The sequence below is a fragment of the Actinomadura darangshiensis genome, from assembly GCF_004349235.1.
GTDB lineage: Bacteria > Actinomycetota > Actinomycetes > Streptosporangiales > Streptosporangiaceae > Spirillospora > Spirillospora darangshiensis.
Genome location: NZ_SMKY01000015.1, coordinates 43,992 through 63,828, shown reverse-complemented (window position 1 = coordinate 63,828; position 19,837 = coordinate 43,992). Strand labels below are relative to the sequence as shown.

At 70.5% G+C, this 19,837-nt stretch carries 18 protein-coding genes; 8 read left to right on the top strand and 10 right to left on the bottom strand.

Annotated elements, in window-relative coordinates:
- Positions 1-187: hypothetical protein (locus E1293_RS48495; RefSeq protein ID WP_207938686.1), on the top strand; the 187-nt coding region annotated here is incomplete at its 5' end.
- 476 nt (positions 188-663) lie between these two features.
- Here the strand turns inward: E1293_RS48495 and E1293_RS05890 are convergent.
- Together E1293_RS05890 and E1293_RS05885 are read right to left on the bottom strand one after the other, a co-directional pair.
- Complete coding sequence (locus E1293_RS05890; protein ID WP_165978094.1) at positions 664-1,302, bottom strand: SUKH-4 family immunity protein; 639 nt, start codon at positions 1,300-1,302, stop codon at positions 664-666.
- A gap of 21 nt (positions 1,303-1,323) precedes the next feature.
- The gene (locus tag E1293_RS05885) at positions 1,324-2,181 is read right to left on the bottom strand and encodes a polymorphic toxin-type HINT domain-containing protein (protein WP_132194604.1); all 858 of its coding nucleotides are present in this window, start codon (positions 2,179-2,181) and stop codon (positions 1,324-1,326) included.
- Positions 2,182-2,531: 350 nt separating this feature from the next.
- Here E1293_RS05885 and E1293_RS05880 point away from each other — a divergent pair, with 350 nt between their 5' ends.
- Complete coding sequence (locus tag E1293_RS05880) at positions 2,532-2,855, top strand: fibronectin type III domain-containing protein (protein WP_132194602.1); 324 nt, start codon at positions 2,532-2,534, stop codon at positions 2,853-2,855.
- Here the strand turns inward: E1293_RS05880 and E1293_RS05875 are convergent.
- Positions 2,845-4,311 carry a flavin-containing monooxygenase gene (locus E1293_RS05875; protein ID WP_132194600.1) on the bottom strand — a complete coding sequence of 489 codons (1,467 nt, stop codon included), beginning with the start codon at positions 4,309-4,311 and terminating at the stop codon, positions 2,845-2,847. The two genes, E1293_RS05880 and E1293_RS05875, sit on opposite strands and share 11 nt — an antisense overlap.
- A gap of 81 nt (positions 4,312-4,392) precedes the next feature.
- On the opposite strand from E1293_RS05875, the gene E1293_RS05870 reads away from it, so the two are divergent.
- The 4 genes from E1293_RS05870 to E1293_RS05860 all read left to right on the top strand — a co-directional run bounded on the left by E1293_RS05870 (position 4,393) and on the right by E1293_RS05860 (position 9,215).
- Positions 4,393-5,004 (top strand): TetR/AcrR family transcriptional regulator, encoded by a 612-nt coding sequence (locus tag E1293_RS05870; protein WP_243716043.1) that lies wholly within the window; start codon positions 4,393-4,395, stop codon positions 5,002-5,004.
- A gap of 144 nt (positions 5,005-5,148) precedes the next feature.
- Positions 5,149-6,984: a hydroxysqualene dehydroxylase gene (locus E1293_RS05865; RefSeq protein ID WP_243716042.1), complete on the top strand. Its 1,836-nt coding sequence runs from the start codon at positions 5,149-5,151 to the stop codon at positions 6,982-6,984.
- Positions 6,985-7,087: 103 nt separating this feature from the next.
- Positions 7,088-8,104, top strand: coding sequence for a hypothetical protein (locus tag E1293_RS49265; protein WP_243716041.1), 1,017 nt, complete (start codon positions 7,088-7,090; stop codon positions 8,102-8,104).
- Complete coding sequence (locus E1293_RS05860; protein WP_341770175.1) at positions 7,998-9,215, top strand: oxygenase MpaB family protein; 1,218 nt, start codon at positions 7,998-8,000, stop codon at positions 9,213-9,215. Before E1293_RS49265 ends, E1293_RS05860 begins: the two co-directional genes overlap by 107 nt.
- Here E1293_RS05860 and E1293_RS05855 read toward each other — a convergent pair.
- The 7 genes from E1293_RS05855 to E1293_RS05825 form a co-directional block, all read right to left on the bottom strand.
- Positions 9,194-9,763 (bottom strand): dihydrofolate reductase family protein, encoded by a 570-nt coding sequence (locus E1293_RS05855; protein WP_132194596.1) that lies wholly within the window; start codon positions 9,761-9,763, stop codon positions 9,194-9,196. The two genes, E1293_RS05860 and E1293_RS05855, sit on opposite strands and share 22 nt — an antisense overlap.
- A 5-nt stretch (positions 9,764-9,768) precedes the next feature.
- A complete protein-coding gene (locus tag E1293_RS05850; protein WP_132194594.1) occupies positions 9,769-10,146 on the bottom strand; it encodes a VOC family protein in 378 nt (125 codons plus the stop codon).
- 113 nt (positions 10,147-10,259) lie between these two features.
- Positions 10,260-12,086 (bottom strand): rhamnogalacturonan lyase, encoded by a 1,827-nt coding sequence (locus E1293_RS05845; protein ID WP_165978093.1) that lies wholly within the window; start codon positions 12,084-12,086, stop codon positions 10,260-10,262.
- A 62-nt stretch (positions 12,087-12,148) separates the two neighbouring features.
- On the bottom strand, positions 12,149-12,706 hold the full coding sequence (locus E1293_RS05840) for a SigE family RNA polymerase sigma factor (protein WP_132194592.1): 558 nt from the start codon (positions 12,704-12,706) through the stop codon (positions 12,149-12,151).
- A 348-nt stretch (positions 12,707-13,054) separates the two neighbouring features.
- A complete protein-coding gene (locus E1293_RS05835) occupies positions 13,055-13,846 on the bottom strand; it encodes a chitinase (RefSeq protein ID WP_132194590.1) in 792 nt (263 codons plus the stop codon).
- Positions 13,846-14,367: a lytic polysaccharide monooxygenase auxiliary activity family 9 protein gene (locus tag E1293_RS05830; RefSeq protein WP_132194588.1), complete on the bottom strand. Its 522-nt coding sequence runs from the start codon at positions 14,365-14,367 to the stop codon at positions 13,846-13,848. Before E1293_RS05830 ends, E1293_RS05835 begins: the two co-directional genes overlap by 1 nt.
- A 292-nt stretch (positions 14,368-14,659) precedes the next feature.
- Positions 14,660-17,329, bottom strand: a complete 2,670-nt coding sequence (locus tag E1293_RS05825) for an ATP-binding protein (protein WP_165978092.1) — start codon at positions 17,327-17,329, stop codon at positions 14,660-14,662.
- Between the two features lie 124 nt (positions 17,330-17,453).
- Between E1293_RS05825 and E1293_RS05820 the strand changes: the two genes are divergently transcribed.
- On the top strand, positions 17,454-18,014 hold the full coding sequence (locus E1293_RS05820) for a dihydrofolate reductase family protein (protein WP_132194584.1): 561 nt from the start codon (positions 17,454-17,456) through the stop codon (positions 18,012-18,014).
- A 191-nt stretch (positions 18,015-18,205) separates the two neighbouring features.
- Entirely contained in the window at positions 18,206-19,810 is a 1,605-nt protein-coding gene (locus E1293_RS05815) for a GMC family oxidoreductase (RefSeq protein WP_132194582.1), read from the top strand.
- Positions 19,811-19,837 lie beyond the last annotated feature (27 nt).

The window sequence follows — 19,837 nt, the reverse complement described above, 5'->3', positions numbered from 1 at the left end:
TCGCACGCCCTATCGCCCGGACGCCGCGTGCGACGGGTCTGACGTATTTTCCGGCGACGGGGATGAGACCCACGATCGCCCAGGCGCAGGCTGTTGCGCTCTTCCCGGTGACGCAGTTCTTGATGTCGTCGACACCGAGCCATTCACCGATGATCTCGGCTGCGCCACAGAGGATGTCGGTTCATAATCCCTTCGCCGCAGATGTCGGGTGGGCATAGGCCGCTGTGGCCTGCGTCGATTTCCGGCATAGCTGTAGCCGTTTATCTGCTGCGGATCGGCCGCGTTCATGACGGGTCGGCGGAGATGAAACGGCCGATGTTCGGGCCGTAATCGCGGATGCCAAGGGGTCACCGACGCTTGGGACGGCGCCTTCGGCAGACATCGGGCCCAGTGAGATCGGAGGCACCCAAACCTTGTCTAACTATCGTCCTCGAGGTAGACCGATCACCCCATCACAGCTTTACCCGCAGCGACTCAACGAAAGCATTGGGGCGGCCTGCATACGAGTCGACAATTCTTGAGACGATATGGTCAGTAGACCAAATCGCTTCAGGTTCCAGGCCGACACATTCATCTGGGGTGACTGGAACTCTTCGCTTAATGCGAGCCATCCACCTCCTCCAGAACCACGAGCTCAACGCACGTTGAAAAGAGTTACTGACCTTAAATACTCGTGATCGTCTCTGTCCAGAACTTGCAGCGGAGGCCGATTTGCCGATCGATCTCCTGAAATTTCTCCAACACATGGTCACACACTTGCTCATAGTCGTCGTAGGGGTCCGGAGAATCTAACCTCCCCCCCTCCTTCCATGTCATAATCTCAGCCTCTCCCGCACGTTTTTCCATTGCGGCGAGAAGTGGCACTATCCAGTGCCATCGCCAGGCGCATTCGACGAATTGCTCCAGAGACGAGTTAGCCGGAACGGGAGTCAACCCAGCGGGGTATAAGTGCGAAATCGCGGAATGTACTTCCGATGATCTGGGGAGCGCGAGGACCTCGCCGGAGCCTTGGACAGCTGCCATCCTTGCCACGCCGTAACGTCCAAGGACGTAGTACTGAAGTCCGCTGCCACCGATCTCCGGCGTTTCCGACTCCTGAAACTCGCCGACGATCCCCATAAGGTCATCCGTCCTCACCGAGGGGAGGCCGTAGGAGGAGAGAAAAACTCTTCCCTGGTCCGGCAGCCGCCAGCCTTCCGAGATCGGTGCCGGAAAGACCGAACGGCCACCAGATTTGGGCAGGCTCGAAAGATCGTCCTCAAGAATGCGATCCACACTTATGCGCGTCTTGGACGTATCCAAGGATCTCCTTAATATTCATCGTCACCCGAACACCACCGCGCGAATGCCCGACCTTGCATTCTGCCACTTCTCAAAACTCCAGGAGAGTGTCGCTCCGGTATATCGAGACATGCGGGCTGCACATTCATGCCCTGGAGAATCACAGAAGTTGCGCTCCGAGTAGACCGCCTTAACGGCGCTCGGGTCGATGCCGGGTTCGTCGATAAAGTCATCGGCGTGAGCCTCAGAGTGCGGACCGCGGACTGTGTTGGCGAAGGCCAGGTTGGCCATCCGACCGTTCGGCAGTTCAACACTGTACACGGCGACGTTCTGCCCTGACGAGATCCCGGCCTGCCGTCTGTGCTGGATCGCGACCCTGCTCAGTTTCGTCGTTCCGTACCGGACCCATCCGCATCCATTCGTGTTGTGGGCGAGGACGGCCGCGCTACCTGCAAGGACGTAGTAGGTGTGCGTGGTGGCGATGGTGAGGTTGTGGACGCGTTGGCGGTGGGCGGTCGAGTGTTTGGTGGCGGTGACCTGGACGTAGGTGCCGGCGCTGGTGCGGAGCCACATGCCGGGCTTGAGGTCGGCGGCCTTGACCCACCTACCGATGTCACCGGCCACCCAGAAGGGGTGGGTGTCAGTGGCAGTGACCATGCCGCTCTTGGACTTGCCAGGCCGATCGAGCTTGAGGGATGCGGCTGGGTGTTTGGTTTCCGAGGGCGGGGCCAGAGCGGATGCGCCAGTGTCGATGGCAATCTGGACGAGGTTCTTTTCCCCCTTGGTGGAGATGGTCTGCGATACCGGCTCGGCACTGGTTTCGCCTGTTGCGGGGTCGGTGGCCACGACCTTGTCGCCCACCTTGACCTGGTCGATGGGCTTCTGGCTGCCGTCGGCCATCAGGACCTTGGTTCCAGGAACGAAGCTGCTGCATATCCTGGCGGCCGACTCGACCGGTCGCGCTGCCCGCGCGACCTTACTCGCACGCCCTATCGCCCGGACGCCGCGTGCGACGGGTCTGACGTATTTTCCGGCGACGGGGATGAGACCCACGATCGCCCAGGCGCAGGCTGTTGCGCTCTTCCCGGTGACGCAGTTCTTGATGTCGTCGACACCGAGCCATTCACCGATGATCTCGGCTGCGCCACGGAGGATGTCGGTCTTTGTCGGAGGCGGCGCCGGTGGTGTGTCCGCGATCGTTCACTACGGTCGACAAGCACCTGCAGCAAGGTCTCACTAGATTCGGGACCATGGCCGTCACGACCGACACCGGGAAACCGGAATCGATCGCGAAACCCAATGTCGAGAAGCCGGACGGGACCAGCGGAACGGTCGAGGTCACCTGGACGCAGACTTGGGACCGAGACAACAGGAATCTCACGTACGAGGTGATTCTCGATGCCGAGACCGTCGTCCACAGCGTCGAGGCGGGCTCTCGGTTCTGGGATCTGCGGACGATGACCTATACCGACACCGGCTTGGCGCCGGGCACCGTCCACACCTATTCCATTCGGGCAGTCGATCCGTTCGGGAACGGGAACTGGTCCGCGCAGAGCGATCCGGTCAGTGGGTGAGGTGGTAGTCGGAGGGGTTCAGGTGGCGGGTGCGGCGGCGGTAGGCGGTCATGGAGCCGGGCCAGTTGTTGGTGTTGCGGTGGTCGGCGTCGAGGTACCAACTGTCGCAGCCGCCCTGGTTCCAGACGGACGTGCCGAGGCGGCGCTGGGCGGTGGCGTCGAAGGCGTCGAGGACGTCGGCGCGGACGTCCAGCGTCGTGACGCCGGTGCCGAGCAGGCGGACGGCCTGGACGATGTAGGCGGCCTGGCTTTCGAGCATGTGGACGATGGACCCGGATCCCACGTTGGTGTTGGGGCCGTACATGAGGAAGAAGTTGGGGAAGCCGGGGACGGCAAGGCCGAGGTAGGCGCGGGCGCCGTCCTTCCAGGCGGCGCTGAGTTCGGTGCCGTGGGCGCCGGTCACGCGCATGGGGGCGACGAAGTCCTGGGAGCGGAAGCCGGTGGCGAAGATGATGGTGTCGGCGTCGTGGTCGCCGGATGCGGTGCGGACGCCGTGCGGGGTGACCTCGGTGATCGGGTCCTCGACGACGTGGACGTTGTCGCGGTTGAGGGTCTCGTAGTACTCGCTTGAGGTCAGGATGCGCTTGCAGCCGGGCTCGTAGCGGGGGGTGAGGCGGCGGCGGAGGTCGCGGTCGCGGACCGAGCGCAGGGCGTACCGGCACAGGACGCGGATGGGCGCCGACAGTGTCCGGCGGCCGCGCGGGGAGATCAGCGCGGGGTTGAGCAGCACTTCGAACCAGAGGAAGATCCCCAGCCTGGACAGTTTCTGCGCGGCGGGGACGCGGCGGTTGAGGGCGTGCCGCCAGCGCGGGTACTCCCGGTCGGGTTTGCGGCTGATCCAGTGCACCTCGATCTGGAAGACGGTCAGCGACGCGGCGGCGGGCGCGATCAGCGGGACGAACTGGATCGCGCTGGCGCCGTTGCCTACGACGGCGACGTGCCGTCCGGACAGGTCGAGGTCGTGGTTCCAGCGGGCGGAGTGGAACGCCTCGCCGGCGAACGTGTCCAGGCCGGGGAGTCTGGGGACGGACGGGTTGGAGAGCTGGCCGCACGCGGCGACGAAGAGGTCGTGCTCGTGGATGCCGCCGCCCGCGGTGTGCAGGCGCCAGCGGCCGGAGGCGGCGTCGAACTCGGCGTCGGTGATCTCGGTGTTGAGGCGGAGATGCCGGTGCAGGCCGTATTTGGTGGCACAGTGCCGCAGGTAGTCCAGTATCTCGGGCTGCTCGGCGAACCGCCGGGTCCAGTCGGGCTTGGGTTCGAAGGAGTAGGAGTACAGGTGGGACGGGGCATCGCAGGCGGCGCCCGGGTAGGTGTTGTCGCGCCATACGCCGCCGGGCCCGCCGGCCTTGTCGTAGACGGTGAGGTCGGTGAAGCCGGCCTGTTTCAGCCGGACGGCCAGGCCGATGCCGCTGAACCCGGCCCCGGCGATCGCGATCGACGGGTTCCCGCGTGCCATGGGCGACTCCCCTGCTCGACTGGTTCGATTACCGACACTGATGTCGGTTAGCGTGAGGCAACGACGGATCGGAGTCAAGCGATGAGGGACAATCCGCCCAAACCACGGATGCGCGCCGCGGAGCGCCGGGCGCTGCTCACCGCGGCCGCGGTCAAGGTCTTCGCGAGCAAGGGGTACAACGGTTCGTCGCTCGGCGAGATCGCCGCCGCGGCCGGGGTGGCGCGGACGGTGCTGTACGACCATTTCCCGTCCAAGCGGGTGCTGCTGCTGGCGGTCATGCAGGAGCAGAACGCCGCGCTGGTCGAGTACATCGGAACCCGCATCACCGGGTCGGGACCGGCCGAGGAGCGGATGCGGTCGACCGTCGATGCCTATTTCAGCTTTGCCGAAACCAACCCGGCCGCGCGCCGGCTGCTGTTCGACCGCACCGACGAGGACGATCCCGAGATCCGCACCGTGCGGCAGGGCATCAGAGAGTCGCGCACCCGGGCGGTGACGGCGCTGCTCGCGGGCGACATCCGGTCCGTCGGCGTCGACCCGGGCGAGCCGATCGCCGAGGCGATGGTCGAGCTGCTCATCACCGGGCTGGACGGCGTCGCGCAGTGGTGGGAGCGCAACCCGGAGATGCCCAGATCCATGCTGGTGGAGGGCGCGATGCTGATGCTCTGGACGGGCCTGGGGCACGCCACGTAGCCGCCGCCCGGGGCATCGGGCGTTTCTCGATCGGGCCGCCGCGAGGGGTTGACTCCCCGCGGCGGCCTGTTCATAGTTGGGGACCAATTAACCGACATGAGTGTCGGTTAGCCGAGTCCCACCCCCCACCACGAGGAGTGCGTCGTGGCCGACAGGACCCCCGAAGACACCCCCGCACCGCAGTCCCCCGGCGGCATGGACCGCCGCCGCTTCGTCACCGGAGCGCTCGGCGCGGCCGGCGCGGTCGCCGCCGCCGGCGCGCTCGGCACCGGCCGCGCATCGGCGGCCGCCCCGTCCGCCCGCCGCGCCCCGCGCACCCGCAGGGCCGCCGGCCGCCGCGTCGCGATCTTCGGCGGCGGCATGGGCGGCCTGTCCACCGCCCACGAGCTGGCCGAGCGCGGCTTCGACGTCACCATCTACGAGCGCAAGGCGTGGGGCGGCAAGTGCCGCAGCATGCCCGTCCCGGGCACCGGGTCGGGCGGCCGCCAGGACCTGCCCGCCGAGCACGGGTTCCGGTTCTTCCCCGGCTTCTACCAGAACCTCCCCGACACCATGTCCCGGATCCCGCTGCCCGGCGGCGGCAAGGCCTTCGCCAACCTGACCGCCGGCGACGAGGTCGCCGCGTTCTACAACGGCACCAAGATGGTGCTGCCCGCCCGCGGCAGCATCATCGGCACGCTCAGCCCCGACTCGCTGCTGGCGTTCCTGTCCACCGCCCTCAACGTGGTCGGCAAGGTCCCGGCGATCGAGGTCGGGTACTTCCTGCAGAAGATGATCGCGTTCGTCACCAGCGGCCCCGAACGCCGCTACAAGCAGTGGGAGAACATGAGCTTCGCTCAGTTCGTCCACTCCGAGAAGCAGTCGGACGCCTACCGGGAACTGCTGGTGCAGATGTTCACCGGCACCCTGGTGGCGGCCAAGCCCGACAAGGCCAACGCCCACACCATGGGCCTGATGGCCGAGGCGTGGGTCTACAGCACCCTCGGCCTCGGCGGCTACAAGGCCCCCGACCGGCTGCTCAACGCGCCCACCAACGAGGCGCTCATCGACCCCTGGGTCGACTACCTCAAGTCCCTCGGCGTCACATTCCAGGCCGACTCCACGCTCACCAAGCTCAACGTCACCGACAAGAAGATCAGCGGCGCGCAGATCGCCGGGCCGGGCGGCACCGTCACCGTCGACGCCGACCACTACGTCCTGGCGGTCCCGATCGAACGCGCCCTCCCGCTGCTCAACGACCAGATCCTGGCCGCCGACCCCGGCCTGAAGAGCCTGTCCCAGATCACCACCGACTGGATGAACGGGATCATGGTCTACCTCAAGCAGCCCATCAACCTGGCCAAGGGGCACTGCGCCTACGCCGGCCAGCCCTGGGCGCTGACCTCGATCAGCCAGGCCCAGTTCTGGAAGAAGAAGTTCGGCACCACCTACGACGACGGCCAGGTCAACGAGTGCCTGTCGATCGACCTGTCCTCCTGGGACACCAAGGGAATCCTGTACGGCAAGACCGCCCGCGAATGCACCGGCGACCAGATCTTCCAGGAGGTCATCGCCCAGCTCCGCAAGGCGATCCCGTGGGGCCCGCTGGTGCTGACCGACAACAACATCCACTCCTACTTCATCGACCCCGCCATCACCGGCAACGGCACCCCGCAGGTCGCCAACGACGAGCCGCTGATGATCAACAGGCCCAGCTCGTGGAACTACCGGCCCGAGGCCGCCACCGGCCTGCCCAACCTGTTCCTGGCCTCCGACTACGTCCGCGCCGACATCAACCTGGCCACCATGGAGGGCGCGAACGAGGCGGGACGCAAGGCCGCCAACGCCATCCTGGACGCCTCGGGGAGCAACGAGAGCCCCGCCAAGCTGTTCAAGCTGTACCAGCCCAGCGAGTTCAAGGGCATCTACGACGATGACGACCGGCGGTTCAAGGCCGGCCAGCCCAACGCGTTCGACCTCTGGGACCCTGCCAAGCCCTGACCCCGTCCGAAGAAGCCCCGTCCGCGGCCCGGCACTGCGCGCCGACATGCCGGGCCGCGGACGGCTCGGACGCCCCCCACCCAGCCGCAGGAAGGGACGGGCCATGCCGCAGCACTTCCAGGCCCTCGCGCTCCTGTCCACCACCGTCTACTTCGCCGGACTCGTCTACCTCAAGCTCGCCGCCACGGCGATGCCGCCGCTGTCCGGACGCCGTCCGTGGCGGCTGACCCGGGCGCTGCTGCGCAGCCGGGTCTGGCTCGCGGGCGCCGCCATCGTCGCCGTCGGGGCGGGCGTGCAGGCCGCGGCGCTGACCCGGCTCACACTGCTGCAGGCGCAACCGATGCTGCTGGCGGGCCTGGCAGTCCTGGTCGTCCTCACCGTCCCGCTGCTCGGCGAGCGGCTCACGCTCCGCGAATGGGGCTGCGTCGTACTGCTTGCCGCCGCGACGGCGCTGTTCGCCGGCGCGGCGAAAGGCGTCCAGTACCAGGAGGGACGGGACGCGCCGGAGCGGCTGGTGATCGCGGTGGCGGCACTGTCGATCCTGGTGTCGGCGGTGTCGTTCCTCGCCTGCGACCTCGCCCGCAAGGGCACGCACGCCCGGCCGCTGACCGGCGTCGCGCTCGCCATCAGCGTGGGCGTGCTCACCGGCACCGCCGAACTGATGCTCAAGGGCGCCGGTGGCCTGGCCGCACACCTCGGCGACCTGGTCGAGGCCCCCTACCTCTACCTGTTCGCCCTCACCGCGCCGCTCGCCCTCGGCCAGCTCCAGATAGCCCTCCAGCGCAGCCGCCTGGTCATCGTCGGGCTGGTCGCCACGGCGACCGCGAAGACCTATCTCCTGCTGGTCGGCGGGCTGCTCTTCCAGGAGCCCTGGCCCGTCCCGTCCACGACCCGGTTCATGCCGGCGGTCGCGCTGTCGGTGCTGGCCGTCGCCGCCGTCCCGCACCACGAGTCCGCGCACGCACTGAAGGAGACCGATGACCGGCGAACGACGCCTGCCGCATCCGGCGTGGATGACGAGGCCCCCGTGGAACGTCACGCTGCGGCTGCTGGCCCCGGGCGATATCCGCGCGACCCCCACCCAGCTGGACGGCTTCCGCTCCTTCGCCCGCACCGGTGACCCGCGCGCGGACGACGTCGCCGCGATGATCGCCCGCATGCCGGGGCAGAGCGGGCGGCGCCTGTTCGAACGCGCCCTGCACCAGGGCATCACCGCGATCGACGACCCGCCGCCCGAACTCGCCGCCCTCTTCGCCGAGGTCGAGACCGTCCCCTACTGGGTGGACCCGGACCTCCTCGACCGCGGCGCCCGCGCGGTCGGCCGCACCGGCCTGCTCGGCCTGGCGATGGTGATGCCGTGCGCGTCCCTCTACGGCGGCTACCTGGCGTCCCGCGCCAACAAGACCCTCGTGCGGACCGGCGACCTGGACGGCATGGCGCCCCGGCGGCTGGCCGAGACCGCGAGCTGGTGGGTCGACGTCACCACGCCCGGAGCGCTGGGACGCTTCGAGGACGGCTTCAAGAACACCTTGCGCGTCCGCGTCATGCACGCCCAGGTCCGCGCGGCGATGCACGCCCGCGACGACTGGGACCACGACGCCTGGGACGCCCCGATCAACCAGATCCAGCTCACCGGGACGCTGCTGCTGTTCTCCCAGGTCATGCTGCTCGGCTCCCGCGCCCTCGGGCTGCGGTTCTCCCGCGCCGACACGGGCGCCGTCCTGCATCTATGGCGCTACGTCGGGCATCTCATGGGCGTCCGCACCGAACTGCTGCCCGCCACCGAGGTCGACGCCTGGCGGCTGCTCTGGCTGGAGGCCGCCACCGAGTTCATGCCGGACGACGACTCCCGGCGGCTCGCCCGCTCGCTGGAGAACGCCGCCGCACCGCTGCTGCTCCCGCACCGCCTGAAGGCCAGCCCGCTCGCCCGCCGCGGACTGACGAACTACCTGATGTCCTACAGCCGGATCGTCCTGGGCAAACGCAACGCCGACTTTCTCGGGACGCCCGACAGCAAGCCCTTCCAGGCCGCCGTCCTCGCCACCTCGGCCGCCGTCTTCGCCCTGGAGACCGTCCGCGGCCTGGTCCCGGGCGGCACACGGCTCGCCCACCGCATCGGCCACCGCCGGCGCACCCGCCTGATCCGCCGCATGGTCCGCGAACAGCACGGCGACCGCTCCCACAGCCGTTACGACTCCCTACGACGACGTCAGGGCGCGGCGATGCGGTAGCGGAGGTGGGTTACGTCGCGGTCCTGCAGCGTCCGCGTGAGTTCGAGTTCGATGCGGTCCGGGCCGAGCGCGTCGAACAGCCGCCGCCCCTCGCCGAGCAGCACCGGGACGAGGTGGATCTCCATCTCGTCGAGCAGCCCGGCCCGCAGCAGCGACTGCGCGGCCCCGGCGCCGTGCACCATGACGTCGCGGTCGCCGGCGGCCTCCCGCGCCTGGTCGGCGCACGCCTTGACGTCGGTGACGAAGCGCGTGACGCCGGGCGGCTCGTCGCCGTCGTCGACCGCGTGGGTGAGGACGAGGACCGGGACGCCGTCGTGGTGGTCGCCCTGCCAGCGTCCGGCCAGCTCGAACGTGCGGCGGCCCGAGATCACGGCGCCGGTGTCCAGCGCCTCGCGGTACACCTGCCCGCTCGGGCCGTCCGACAGCCGGTCGTCCATCCAGTTGAACAGCCGGCCGCCGCCGCGGCCGAGCGGCATCTCCCGCACGTCATCCGGGCCGGCCACGAAACCGTCCAGGGACATCGTCATGTAGAGCCGTATCTTGGCCATTGCGCTCACCCGCCGTAGGGGACTGTGATGATCTCCAGCATGTGGCCGTCCGGGTCTTCCCAGTAGACGCCGCGGCCGCCGTCGTTGTGGTTGATCTCGCCGGGACGGCTGCGCATCGGGTCGGCGTAGTAGGTGAGGCCGCGGTCGCGGACGCGGCCGTAGATCGCGTCGAAGTCGTCCTCGCCCACCAGGAACGCGTAGTGCTGCGGAGAAGGGTCGGGACGCGCGTCCAGGAAGTCCAGGGTGATGTCGTTGGACATCGCGACGGTCAGGAAGTGGCTGAAGGGCACCGGCGGGTCCACGCCGAGGATCTCGGAGTAGAACCTGGCGGACGCCGCCTTGTCGGTGACGTGGACGATGGTGTGGTTGAGCTTGACGGCCATGGTCGGCCTCCCCGCTGCGTAGGAAATCCCTCCTCCCCACCATAACTGGAGGATTATCCTCCGTCTAGTCAACGCGCCACCGCTGCGCCGTTGAAGCGGTGGCGTGCCCTTCGTCAGCGCGTGTAGATCTGCGGCTGGGATGGGGCGGACATGCCGTCACCGAGGAAGAAGCCCGGGTGCGGCGGCTGGTTGTAGGCGGTGTTCTGCCAGGCCAGCCCGGTCCGGTACTGGGTGTCGTGCAGGAGCGTGTAGATCTTGCGGTCGGTGACCTCCCGGGTCGTGTAGATCCGGAGCCGGCTGTTGTCGCCGGTCGGCCAGACGACCTCCTCGCGCCAGTCGCCGAACAGGTCGCCGGACAGCGACGGGACGGCCTTCGTCCCGTTGTTGGAGTGCACGCCGGACGCGGTCAGCAGCCGGGTGTCGCCGGACGGGCCGTACTTGTCGATGTGGGTGCCGTCCAGCAGCTCGCGCACCGGATCGGCGTCCCACCAGACGAGGAAGTTGACGGACGACGGCTTGCGGCCCGCGTTGTTGCCGGTGACGCTGCGCAGCTCGGAGACCGACGCCGACCAGAACTCGGCCCCGGGCCGCCCGTTCCAGATGTCGCCGGCGACGCCCCGGCCGTTGTCGCAGCACGCGGACGTCGACCACAGGACCTGCCCGTTGTGCGGGTCGATGTAGAGCGACGACGGCTGGCCGGACGACTCGCTGACCTTGAAGTACTCCAGCCCGGGACGCGCCGGGTCGAAGTCGCCGAGGTGCTGGGCGTCGCCGTGGCCGGTGCGGGTCGTCCACAGGCCGTAGCCGTTGTCGTCGACGGCCATGGCGCCGTAGACGATCTCGTCGCGTCCGTCCTCGTCGATGTCGCCGACCGACAGGCTGTGCGAGCCCTGGCCGTCGTAGCCGCGGCCGGTGTTGGTGGAGCTCTTGGTGTCGAACGTCCAGCGGCGGGTGAACCGGCCGTCCCGCCAGTCCCAGGCGGCGATCACGCTGCGGGTGTAGTAGCCGCGCGCCATGATCAGGCTGGGGCGCTGGCCGTCCAGGTAGGCGGTGCCGGCGAGGAAGCGGTCCACGCGGTTGCCGTACGAGTCGCCCCAGTCCGAGACGTTGCCGCGCGCCGGGACGTAGTCGACGCTCTGCATCGCGGCGCCCGTCCGCCCGTCGAACATGGTGAGGTACTCGGGGCCGCTCAGGATGTATCCGCTGGAGTTGCGGTAGTCGGCGGAGGCGTTGCCGATGACCTTCCCTGTGCCGTCGACCGTCCCGTCCGCGGTCTTCATGGCGACCTCGGCCCGGCCGTCGCCGTCGTAGTCGTACGCCTGGAACTGCGTGTAGTGCTGGCCGGCGCGGATGTTGCGTCCCAGGTCGATGCGCCAGAGGCGGGTGCCGTCCAGCCGGTAGGCGTCGATGTAGACGTCGCTGGTGTAGCCGCTCTGCGAGTTGTCCTTGGAGTTGGACGGGTCCCACTTGAGGACGAACTCCAGCCGCCCGTCGCCGTCGAGGTCGGCCACGCTCGCGTCGTTGGCGCTGTATTCGGACCCGGGCGACTGGATCGGCACGTCCAGGTACCCGTCGCCGAACCGCAGCGAGCTCTCCGAAGCCGCGCCTTCGCCGCCGTTCACGATCGGCCGCACGGTGTAGGACGCGTCGGCGGGCGCGCCCTCGTCCCAGTAGTTGGTGGAGCCGGTGACCGTGGCGACGCGGGTCGACCCGCGGTACAGGGCGAACGTCGTCCCGGACGGGTCGGTGCCGAGCAGCCGCCAGCCGACATAGTTGCCGTTGCCGGACCGGACGCTGATCAGCCCGCGGTCGAGCGCTTCGACCTGCCGCGCGGCTGCGGCCCGGTGGGCCACGGGGACCGGCCGGGGCACGGCACCGGGCACGGCCAGTGCCGCCGCTCCGGCGACGGCCACGGCCAGGTAGAGGGGGTTCGTTTTCACGAGGCGCCTTCCTTGGGAGTGAGGGCGGGGGCGGTTTCGCCACCCCGGAAAGGGCTTTCCTCCTAGTCGCCGGCGGCGCCCGGAAGGTTGCCGCGGCCGTCCGCCAGCTGCCTGGCCAGCTCGGCGGTGCCCTTCGCGGTCTGGCTCTTCACCGTCCCGACCGCGACGCCGAGGCGGCGCGCGGTCTCCTTCTCGGACAGGTCGAGGCCGAACCGCAGCACCACGCACGCGCGCTTGCGCTGCGGGAGCCGCGCCAGCGCCGCGCGCACGTCGACGACCGCGGGGACGTCCGGCTCGCGGCCGCGCTCGTCCAGCCGGGCGCCGAGGCGCGCCAGCTTGTCGCGCTCGCGGACCAGCGCGCGGATCCGGCTCCGCGACATGTTGACGACCATCTGGCGCACGTAGGCGAGGGGCTGGTCGGCGGCGCGCACCCGGTCCCAGCGCTGCCAGGCGGCGGTCATCGCGTCCGCGGCGAGGTCGTCGGCGCCGTCCGGGTCGCCCAGCATCAGGTAGGCGAGCCGGGCGAGGTCGCGATGGTGCCGCGCGAAGAAGCAGTGGAACTCGGTGCGCGCGGTCTCACGCGCGGTCTGGGAGCGCTCCCATCGCTGCTGCGAAAGCATCCTCACCACCCTCATGGCGATCAGCGACGCGCGCCCTCCCGCGTTCGAGAAAGCGCTTTCAGAGAAGCTACGGACGGGACCCGCGACCGTCAACACCCCTTTCACACCACCGCCACGGCCCGACCCGGACCGCTTCCGCGACCCTGCGACCAGAACACGCAACACCCGCGCCCCCGGCCCCGCTCACCCGACCCACCCAGGGGCTGGAGATGCTCCTCGACGGCCTCCTGGCCCGCGTCCGGTGACCCGACGGGAACGCGGACGGCGCGCGTCCGGTGACCCGACGGAACGCGGACGACCCGCGTCCGGGGTCGCCGGACGCGGGTCGTCTGCCGAGGTCGGGTCCTGTCAGCAGGTCAGATTGCCGCCGGCGGGGACGCCGAGGATCTGGGTGAAGCGCTGGTAGGCGTCCACCCTGCTCTGCACCTGGCCCGGGTTCTTCCCGTCGCATTCCAGGCTGCCGTTGATGCTGCGGATGGTCTCGCCGAAGCCGTGGCCGTCGACCATGGCGGTGTGCCCGGTCATGGTGCCGGGGCCGTTCTGGGTCATCCAGTACCAGAGCCCGGTCTTCCACGCGACCGCCGAGTCCTGCTCCACCAGGTACGGGTTGTTCAGCAGGTCGATGCCGAGGGCGTCCCCGGCGGCCTTGTAGTTGAAGTTCCAGCTCAGCTGGATGGGACCGCGCCCGTAGTAGGCCGCCTGCCCGGCCGGGCAGCCGTAGGGCTGGCTCGCGTCGCAGTAGTGCGGGTAGTTCCCGGTGTTCTGCTCGACGATGTAGACGAGTCCGCCGGTCTCATGGCTGACGTTGGCCAGGAAGGCCGCCGCCTCCTGCTTCTTCACCGTGTCGCTGCCGGTGTTGGCGAACGCGGGGTAGGCGCTCATGGCGGCCGTGAGGCCGCCGTAGCTGTAGAACGAGTTGCGGTTCGGGAACATCTGGTTGAACTGCGACTCGTTCACGACGAACGCGTTGAGTGCCGGCGAGTCGGTCGTCCCGCCGCACGCTCCCTGGTCGGCAGCGTAGGAGGAGACGTTGCGTGCCGCGCAGTCCGCAGCGGAGGCCGAGGCTGCCGGCAGGACGGCCGACAGCGTTCCCGCCGCGAGGAACGCGGCTCCGAGCAGGCTCGGGATCCGGTTCCGCATCACTGCACCTGCAGATCGATGCAGGCGTAGAACGCGTTGGTGGTGTCGGCGATGTTCCAGACGGCCAGCACCTTCTGCCGGCCGGTGACGCCGCCCAGGTTGACGTTGTGCGACAGGGTCGCGGGCGGCTGCTCGCCCTTGCCGTCGATCGTGGCGACCTTGCGTCCGCCGACGTAGTACTCGTAGCTGGAGGTGCGGTGCCGGGCGGTGAACGTCCAGGTGAAGGTCACGTTCTGGCCGACCGTGGTGGCCTGCCAGCCCTTGCCGTCGTCGTCGAGCTCGGCGAACCGGGAGTTTCCGCCGCTGCAGCTCTGCAGGCCCTTCGGGCCCTCGACGCTCTGCGGCTCCCACGTGATGGCTCCGCAGTCGACGATCTTCTGTGCGCACTGGGCCTGCCGGCTCATCGGTGCGGAGACGTAGCCGTGCGCCCAGGCCGAGGTCGCGGGGAGCACCACGGCGACGAGGGGAGCGAGGCCGAGGCCGGCCGTCACGGCGGCGAGCTTGCGCCTTGATTTCTTCATGCGGGGGGTCCTTGCGTGCTGGGGTGGTCATGTCGTCGTCGCGGCGCCGGGCGCCGCAGGGGGACGGGTGGCGGGGAGCGGGAGCGGGACATCGAGAACCCCATCTGACAGGAAACTTTCCTATCGGATTCTTGGCACGGTAACGCCCGGCGAGATGCCGGGCAAGGCTCCGAAGCCCGCCGCCGATCCGGCGCGGCAGGACCAGCGCAGGCCGGGGCCCGAACCAGCCGGGTCCGGCCACCGATTTCGTCAACGTTTCCCGTCGGAACGCCGATCGGCTGGCACTTCTCGCCTAGGGCAGCCGAGACACCAGGTCAAGCGTGCGGGCGCGTTCGAAACCCGCGCCGATGCGGTCCCATGCCTGGACGGCCTCGGTGAGCTGTGTCTTGTCGTCATGGAGGCGACCGGACGCGCGGGTCAGGCAGGCGGCGCCCCAGTCGTTCTCTGCGGAGGCACCCGCCGCGGCGGCCAGGCGGTCGGAAGCGTCGGGCAGGCCCGCGGCGACGGCGAGTTCGGCACCGGCGGCACGGGCGTACGCCCGGTACCAGTCCTGGGGCGGGAAGTCGGCGAAAGCCCGCTCCACCAGGACGGGGGCGTCGTCGGTCTGTCCGGTGTGCAGGGCGGTGCGGGCGTCCACGAATGCCGCGTAGGACGCGAGGTAGCGCGTCCGGGCTCCGCTCGCGACCTGTTCCGCGCGCGCCCGCCACGACCGGAAGCCGTCCACGTCGCCGCGCAGCCCGTGCGCCAGTGCGAGCGAGGCGACCGCCGGGGCCATCCAGGCGAGCGGGCTGCCGGCGCCCTCGCAGACGTCCCACAGCGTGGACGCGCGGGACAGCGCCCCGGGCAGGTCGCCCATGAGAACGAGCGGCGGGATCAGCGTGCTCAGCGCGACCGGCGACCGGTCGCCGAGGAGGTCGTCGGACGCGGCGAGCCGGGCGGCGACGAGCGCCGCGCGCAGGTCGCCGGCGGCGACGGCGCAGGCCGACGCCATGTGGAACGCGTCGGTGATCTCCGGCGCCGGGTACGGGACGTCGCGCGGCATGGCGGCGACCAGCTCGATCCGCTCGGCGGTGATCCGGCGCGCCTCGCGGAACCGCCCGGCGGCGAGGGCGGCGCAGCCGGCCGCGTCGAGCGCGCCGCAGACCAGCACCGGGTCGCCGGTGGCGCGGGCGGCGGCCACCGCCTCGCCGATCAGCGCCGGCTCGGGGGTGACCTTCTCCGCGCGGGAGTTCCAGGCGCGGGCCGCCGCGAGGTGGGCGGCGACGAACGGGTCGCGCCGGTCGCCGGCCGCGGCGGCGCGGTCGAGCAGCTCCCGGAGGCGCCCGTGCGGGACCTCCGCCTCGAACCCGGACGGGTGCCGGTCGGCGGTCGTGACGGCGAAGGCGAGCGCGATGGCCTCGGCGTTGCCGTCGCCGGCCGCGCGGGCCTGCTCCGCCGACGCCAGCAGCAGCTCGAAGGCCCGGCCGGTGTCGATCAGGGCGTGCGCGGCGTCCGCGGCGTTCCGCAGGTCGGCGGCGGCCTCCTCCGGGGTGGGCGCCCGCCGCGCCGCCTCCTGGTAGTGGCCGTGGACCTCGTGCAGGAACCGGCGCGCGTAGGTCAGGTGCGCGAGGGAGCGGGCGAGGCGGTGCGGGACGGCGCCGCGGCCGGGCGGCGCGCCGGCGAGCGCCGCGCGCAGGTCGTCGGCGACCAGGTCGAACGCGTCGCGCCAGTCGCCGTCCAGCCGGGTCTCGAGGTCGGCGCCGGTCGCCGCGGCCCACCGCAGGTACCGCTGCCGGACGGCCGCGCGCTCGGCGTCGGCCGCGAGCCGCTCCGCCGCGAACGCCCGGATCGTCTCCAGCAGCCGCCACCTGCCCTCCGCCGTCCGGACGACGAGGCTCTTGCCGACCAGCCGTCCGACCAGGTCGGCGACCGCGCCGGGCCCGAGGCCGGGCGCGACGGCGCCGGCGGCGGCCAGGTCGAACCCGCCGGCGAACACCGAGAGGCGGCGGAACATGGCCCGCTCGTCCGCGGTGAGCAGGTCGTGGCTCCACTCGATCACCGCGCGCAGCGACCGGTGCCGCGCGACCGGGCCGCGGCCGCCGGTCAGCAGCCGCAGCACGTCGTCGAGGGCGGACAGCAGGCCGGTGGCGCCCAGCGACGCGCCGCGCGCCGCCGCCAGCTCGATGGCGAGGGGGATCCCGTCGAGCCGGCGGCACAGCTCGGCGACGTCGCCGCGGGCGGCGCCGAAGCCCGGGTCGGCGAGGGTGGCCCGGTCGAGGAAGAGCCGTTCGGCGTCGGAGGCGAGCGGCAGCGGTGGGACGGGGACGGTCCGCTCGCCCGGCACGCCGATGCGCTCCCGGCTGGTGCACAGCACGGTCACGGTGGGGCAGGCGGCCAGCAGCCGCTCGGCGAACCCGGCGACGGCGTCGAGGAGGTGCTCGCAGTTGTCGAGGACGAGGAGCGTCCGCCCGCGGGCGAGCCGGTGCGCGATGGCGTCCTCCAGCACCTGACCTGGCCGTTCGGTGACGCCGAGGGTGGACGCGACCGCCTGCGCGACGAACGCGTCGCCCGCCGGGACGAGGTCGACGAACGCGCCGCCCAGCGGGAACGACGACGCGGCCGACTCGGCGACGACGGCCGCCAGCCGCGTCTTGCCGATGCCGCCGGCGCCCTGCAGGGTCACCAGCCGGGCGTCGTCGAGCAGGCCGAGGGCCGTGGCGGTCTCACCGGCGCGTCCGACGAACGTGGTGCGCGCGGCCGGCAGCCCGGCGATGTGGCCGGGCGGCGGGGTGCCCAGGCGGGCCTCCTCGGCGAGCGCCCACCGGTCGTCGACGCCGTACTTGCGCAGCAGCGAGGAGATGTGGCTCTCGACCGTCCGGACGGAGATGTGCAGCCGGCCGGCGATCTGGACGTTGGACAGCCGCTCGCCGACCGCCGCGAGCACCTCCGCCTCCCGCTTGGAGATCTCCACCTGGCGCGCCATCCGCCCAGTGTGCCCGGGCCCAGAGGTTTCCGTGGTGTCTCCGTGGCGGCACGGAAGATTCGCACGGTCTCCGCGGAGCAGGCTTGCGTGCACAGGGGAAACACCTTCCAGATCGGAGAAGACCATGCGACGCATCATCAACTCGACGTTCGTCTCGGTCGACGGCGTCATCAAGGACCCGCAGGACTGGCCGTCGCTGGAGACGGGCGACGACTCCGGCGCCGTCCTGGAACTGCTCCAGCGCTGCGACGGCGTCCTGCTGGGCCGCGACACCTACCGCAGCTTCGCCGGGGTGTGGCAGGGACGGTCCGGCGACCCGTACACCGACAAGATGAACGCCGCCGAGAAGTACGTCGTCTCGACCACCATGGACAAGGCGGACTGGGACCGGACGACCGTGATCGGCGGCGACGTCCCGGCGGAGATCGCGCGGCTGAAGGAGGGGCCGGGCGGCGACATCGTCCAGTACGGGTTCGGGCGGCTGGCGCACACCCTGATGGCGCACGGCCTGCTCGACGAGATGCAGCTGTGGGTCCACCCGTTCTTCGTCGGGAAGGCCGGCGGCGCCGACGGCGGCCTGCTGTTCCACGAGGGCACCCGCTCGATGCTGGACGTCGTCGGGGCGCGCACGTTCGAGTCGGGCGTCGTCCTGCTGACCTACCGGCCGAAGTCCGCGGGGGCGTGAGCGGAACGTTCCGGTGATCGGGACACGGGGTTGGACCGGCGTCCACCGCACTCCTACGATCGGCGCACCCATTCTGTCGCCTGACCGGCGGGGACGCCCGTTTCCGGCCGGGACGGCGGCGCCGACCGGGCCGGGCGCGGGCCCTCCAGGGGTGGTCGCCTCGCTGCGCGGCGGCCGCTGAGAGGAACGTGATGGACCAGACCGCTGATTACGTCGTGGTGGGGGCCGGGAGCGCCGGGTGCGTGCTGGCGAAACGGCTGGCCGAGTCCGGGGCGAGCGTCGTCCTGGTGGAGGCGGGCGGGCCGGACCGGAGTCCGCTGGTGCGCAAGCCTGGGCTGATCGCCGTCTTCCACAATGTCCCGCAGCTGAAGAAGAAGCTGGACTGGGGTTTCTACAGCAGCCCGCAGAAGAGCGCGCTCGACCGGAAGATCCCGCAGACGCGGGGACGCGTGCTCGGCGGTTCCGGGTCGATCAACGGGATGCTGTTCGTCCGGGGGCACCGCAGGAACTACGACGACTGGGCCGCCGACGGCTGCACCGGGTGGGGCTTCGACGACGTCCTCGGCAGCTACAAGCGGCTGGAGAACTGGGAGGACGGCGCGTCCGACCTGCGCGGCGCGGGCGGCCCGATCGAGGTGACGCGGCAGAAGGACCTCACGCCGGCGTCGGAGGCGTTCATCGAGGCGGTCGCCGAGACGGCGGGCGTGAAGCGGAACGACGACTACAACGGCGCCGAGCAGGAGGGCGTGGGGATCTTCCAGCAGAGCGTGGCGAAGGGGCTGCGGTACAGCTCGTCCGTCGGCTACCTGGACGACCACGGCCTGGCGAACCTGAAGGTCCTGACGGACGTGACCGTGACGCGCGTGGCGATCGACAAGGGCCGCGCCACGGGCATCGAGGTCGCCGGAAAGAAGGGGAAGGGGACGATCCGGGCGTCCAAGGAGGTGGTCCTGGCGGCCGGGGCGTTCGGTTCGCCGCACCTGCTGCTGCTGTCCGGGGTGGGCCCGGCCGGGCACCTGAAGGAGCACGGCATCGAGGTGCGCGCCGACCTGCCGGTGGGCGACAACCTGCACGACCACATGTTCGTGCCGATGACGTTCGTCATGGACACGGCCCGCCACAAGGGCACCGCGCCCTACTTCGCCAAGGGCGTCGCCAAGGAGTGGACGAGGGGCGGGACGTGGGTGGCCCGCAGCGTGTTCGAGGCGGTCGGCTTCGTCCGCAGCGGCCAGGCCGGCGACATCCCGGACATCCAGCTGCACGCGCTGCCCTGGTCGTACCCGTTCCCGAACCAGGACGCGCCGGTGCGGCACGCGGTCGACAAGCGCCCGGCGCTCACGATCATGCCGACGCTGATCTACCCGAAGAGCCGCGGCACGGTCCGGCTGGGGTCGGCCGACCCCCTCGCCGCGCCGGTCATCGACCCGGGCTACCTGTCCGATCCGGACGACGCGCGGCTGCTGCTGGACGGCATCGAGCTGGTCCGCGAGGTGATGGCCAACAAGGTCATCGCCGGGGATGTGAAGACGGAGCTGTCGCCTGGGGCGAAGTACGGGGACCGTGCCGCACTGGCCAAGGAGCTCCCGAACCGCGCCACGACCGTCTACCACCCGGTCGGATCCTGCCGGATGGGGACGGACGAGCGGGCCGTCGTCGATCCTGAGCTCCGGGTCCGCGGCATCGAAGGGCTCCGCGTCGCGGACGCGTCGATCATGCCGAGCATCATCGGCGGCAACACCAACGCCCCGAGCATGATGATCGGCGAGCACGCCGCGAAGCTGATCCTCGGCGACTGAGACCTCCCGGCCTGGGCCTCCGGGGGC

What these genes read in the sequence shown, in the direction of transcription:
- E1293_RS05885 (WP_132194604.1), bottom strand. Translation starts at nt 2,181, where the DNA reads ATGGCCGACGGCAGCCAGAAGCCCATCGACCAGGTCAAGGTGGGCGAC.
- E1293_RS05880 (WP_132194602.1), top strand. Translation starts at nt 2,532, where the DNA reads ATGGCCGTCACGACCGACACCGGGAAACCGGAATCGATCGCGAAACCC.
- E1293_RS05875 (WP_132194600.1), bottom strand. Translation starts at nt 4,311, where the DNA reads ATGGCACGCGGGAACCCGTCGATCGCGATCGCCGGGGCCGGGTTCAGC.
- E1293_RS05870 (WP_243716043.1), top strand. Translation starts at nt 4,393, where the DNA reads ATGAGGGACAATCCGCCCAAACCACGGATGCGCGCCGCGGAGCGCCGG.
- E1293_RS49265 (WP_243716041.1), top strand. Translation starts at nt 7,088, where the DNA reads ATGCCGCAGCACTTCCAGGCCCTCGCGCTCCTGTCCACCACCGTCTAC.
- E1293_RS05860 (WP_341770175.1), top strand. Translation starts at nt 7,998, where the DNA reads ATGACGAGGCCCCCGTGGAACGTCACGCTGCGGCTGCTGGCCCCGGGC.
- E1293_RS05855 (WP_132194596.1), bottom strand. Translation starts at nt 9,763, where the DNA reads ATGGCCAAGATACGGCTCTACATGACGATGTCCCTGGACGGTTTCGTG.
- E1293_RS05850 (WP_132194594.1), bottom strand. Translation starts at nt 10,146, where the DNA reads ATGGCCGTCAAGCTCAACCACACCATCGTCCACGTCACCGACAAGGCG.
- E1293_RS05840 (WP_132194592.1), bottom strand. Translation starts at nt 12,706, where the DNA reads ATGCTTTCGCAGCAGCGATGGGAGCGCTCCCAGACCGCGCGTGAGACC.
- E1293_RS05835 (WP_132194590.1), bottom strand. Translation starts at nt 13,846, where the DNA reads ATGCGGAACCGGATCCCGAGCCTGCTCGGAGCCGCGTTCCTCGCGGCG.
- E1293_RS05830 (WP_132194588.1), bottom strand. Translation starts at nt 14,367, where the DNA reads ATGAAGAAATCAAGGCGCAAGCTCGCCGCCGTGACGGCCGGCCTCGGC.
- E1293_RS05825 (WP_165978092.1), bottom strand. Translation starts at nt 17,329, where the DNA reads ATGGCGCGCCAGGTGGAGATCTCCAAGCGGGAGGCGGAGGTGCTCGCG.
- E1293_RS05820 (WP_132194584.1), top strand. Translation starts at nt 17,454, where the DNA reads ATGCGACGCATCATCAACTCGACGTTCGTCTCGGTCGACGGCGTCATC.
- E1293_RS05815 (WP_132194582.1), top strand. Translation starts at nt 18,206, where the DNA reads ATGGACCAGACCGCTGATTACGTCGTGGTGGGGGCCGGGAGCGCCGGG.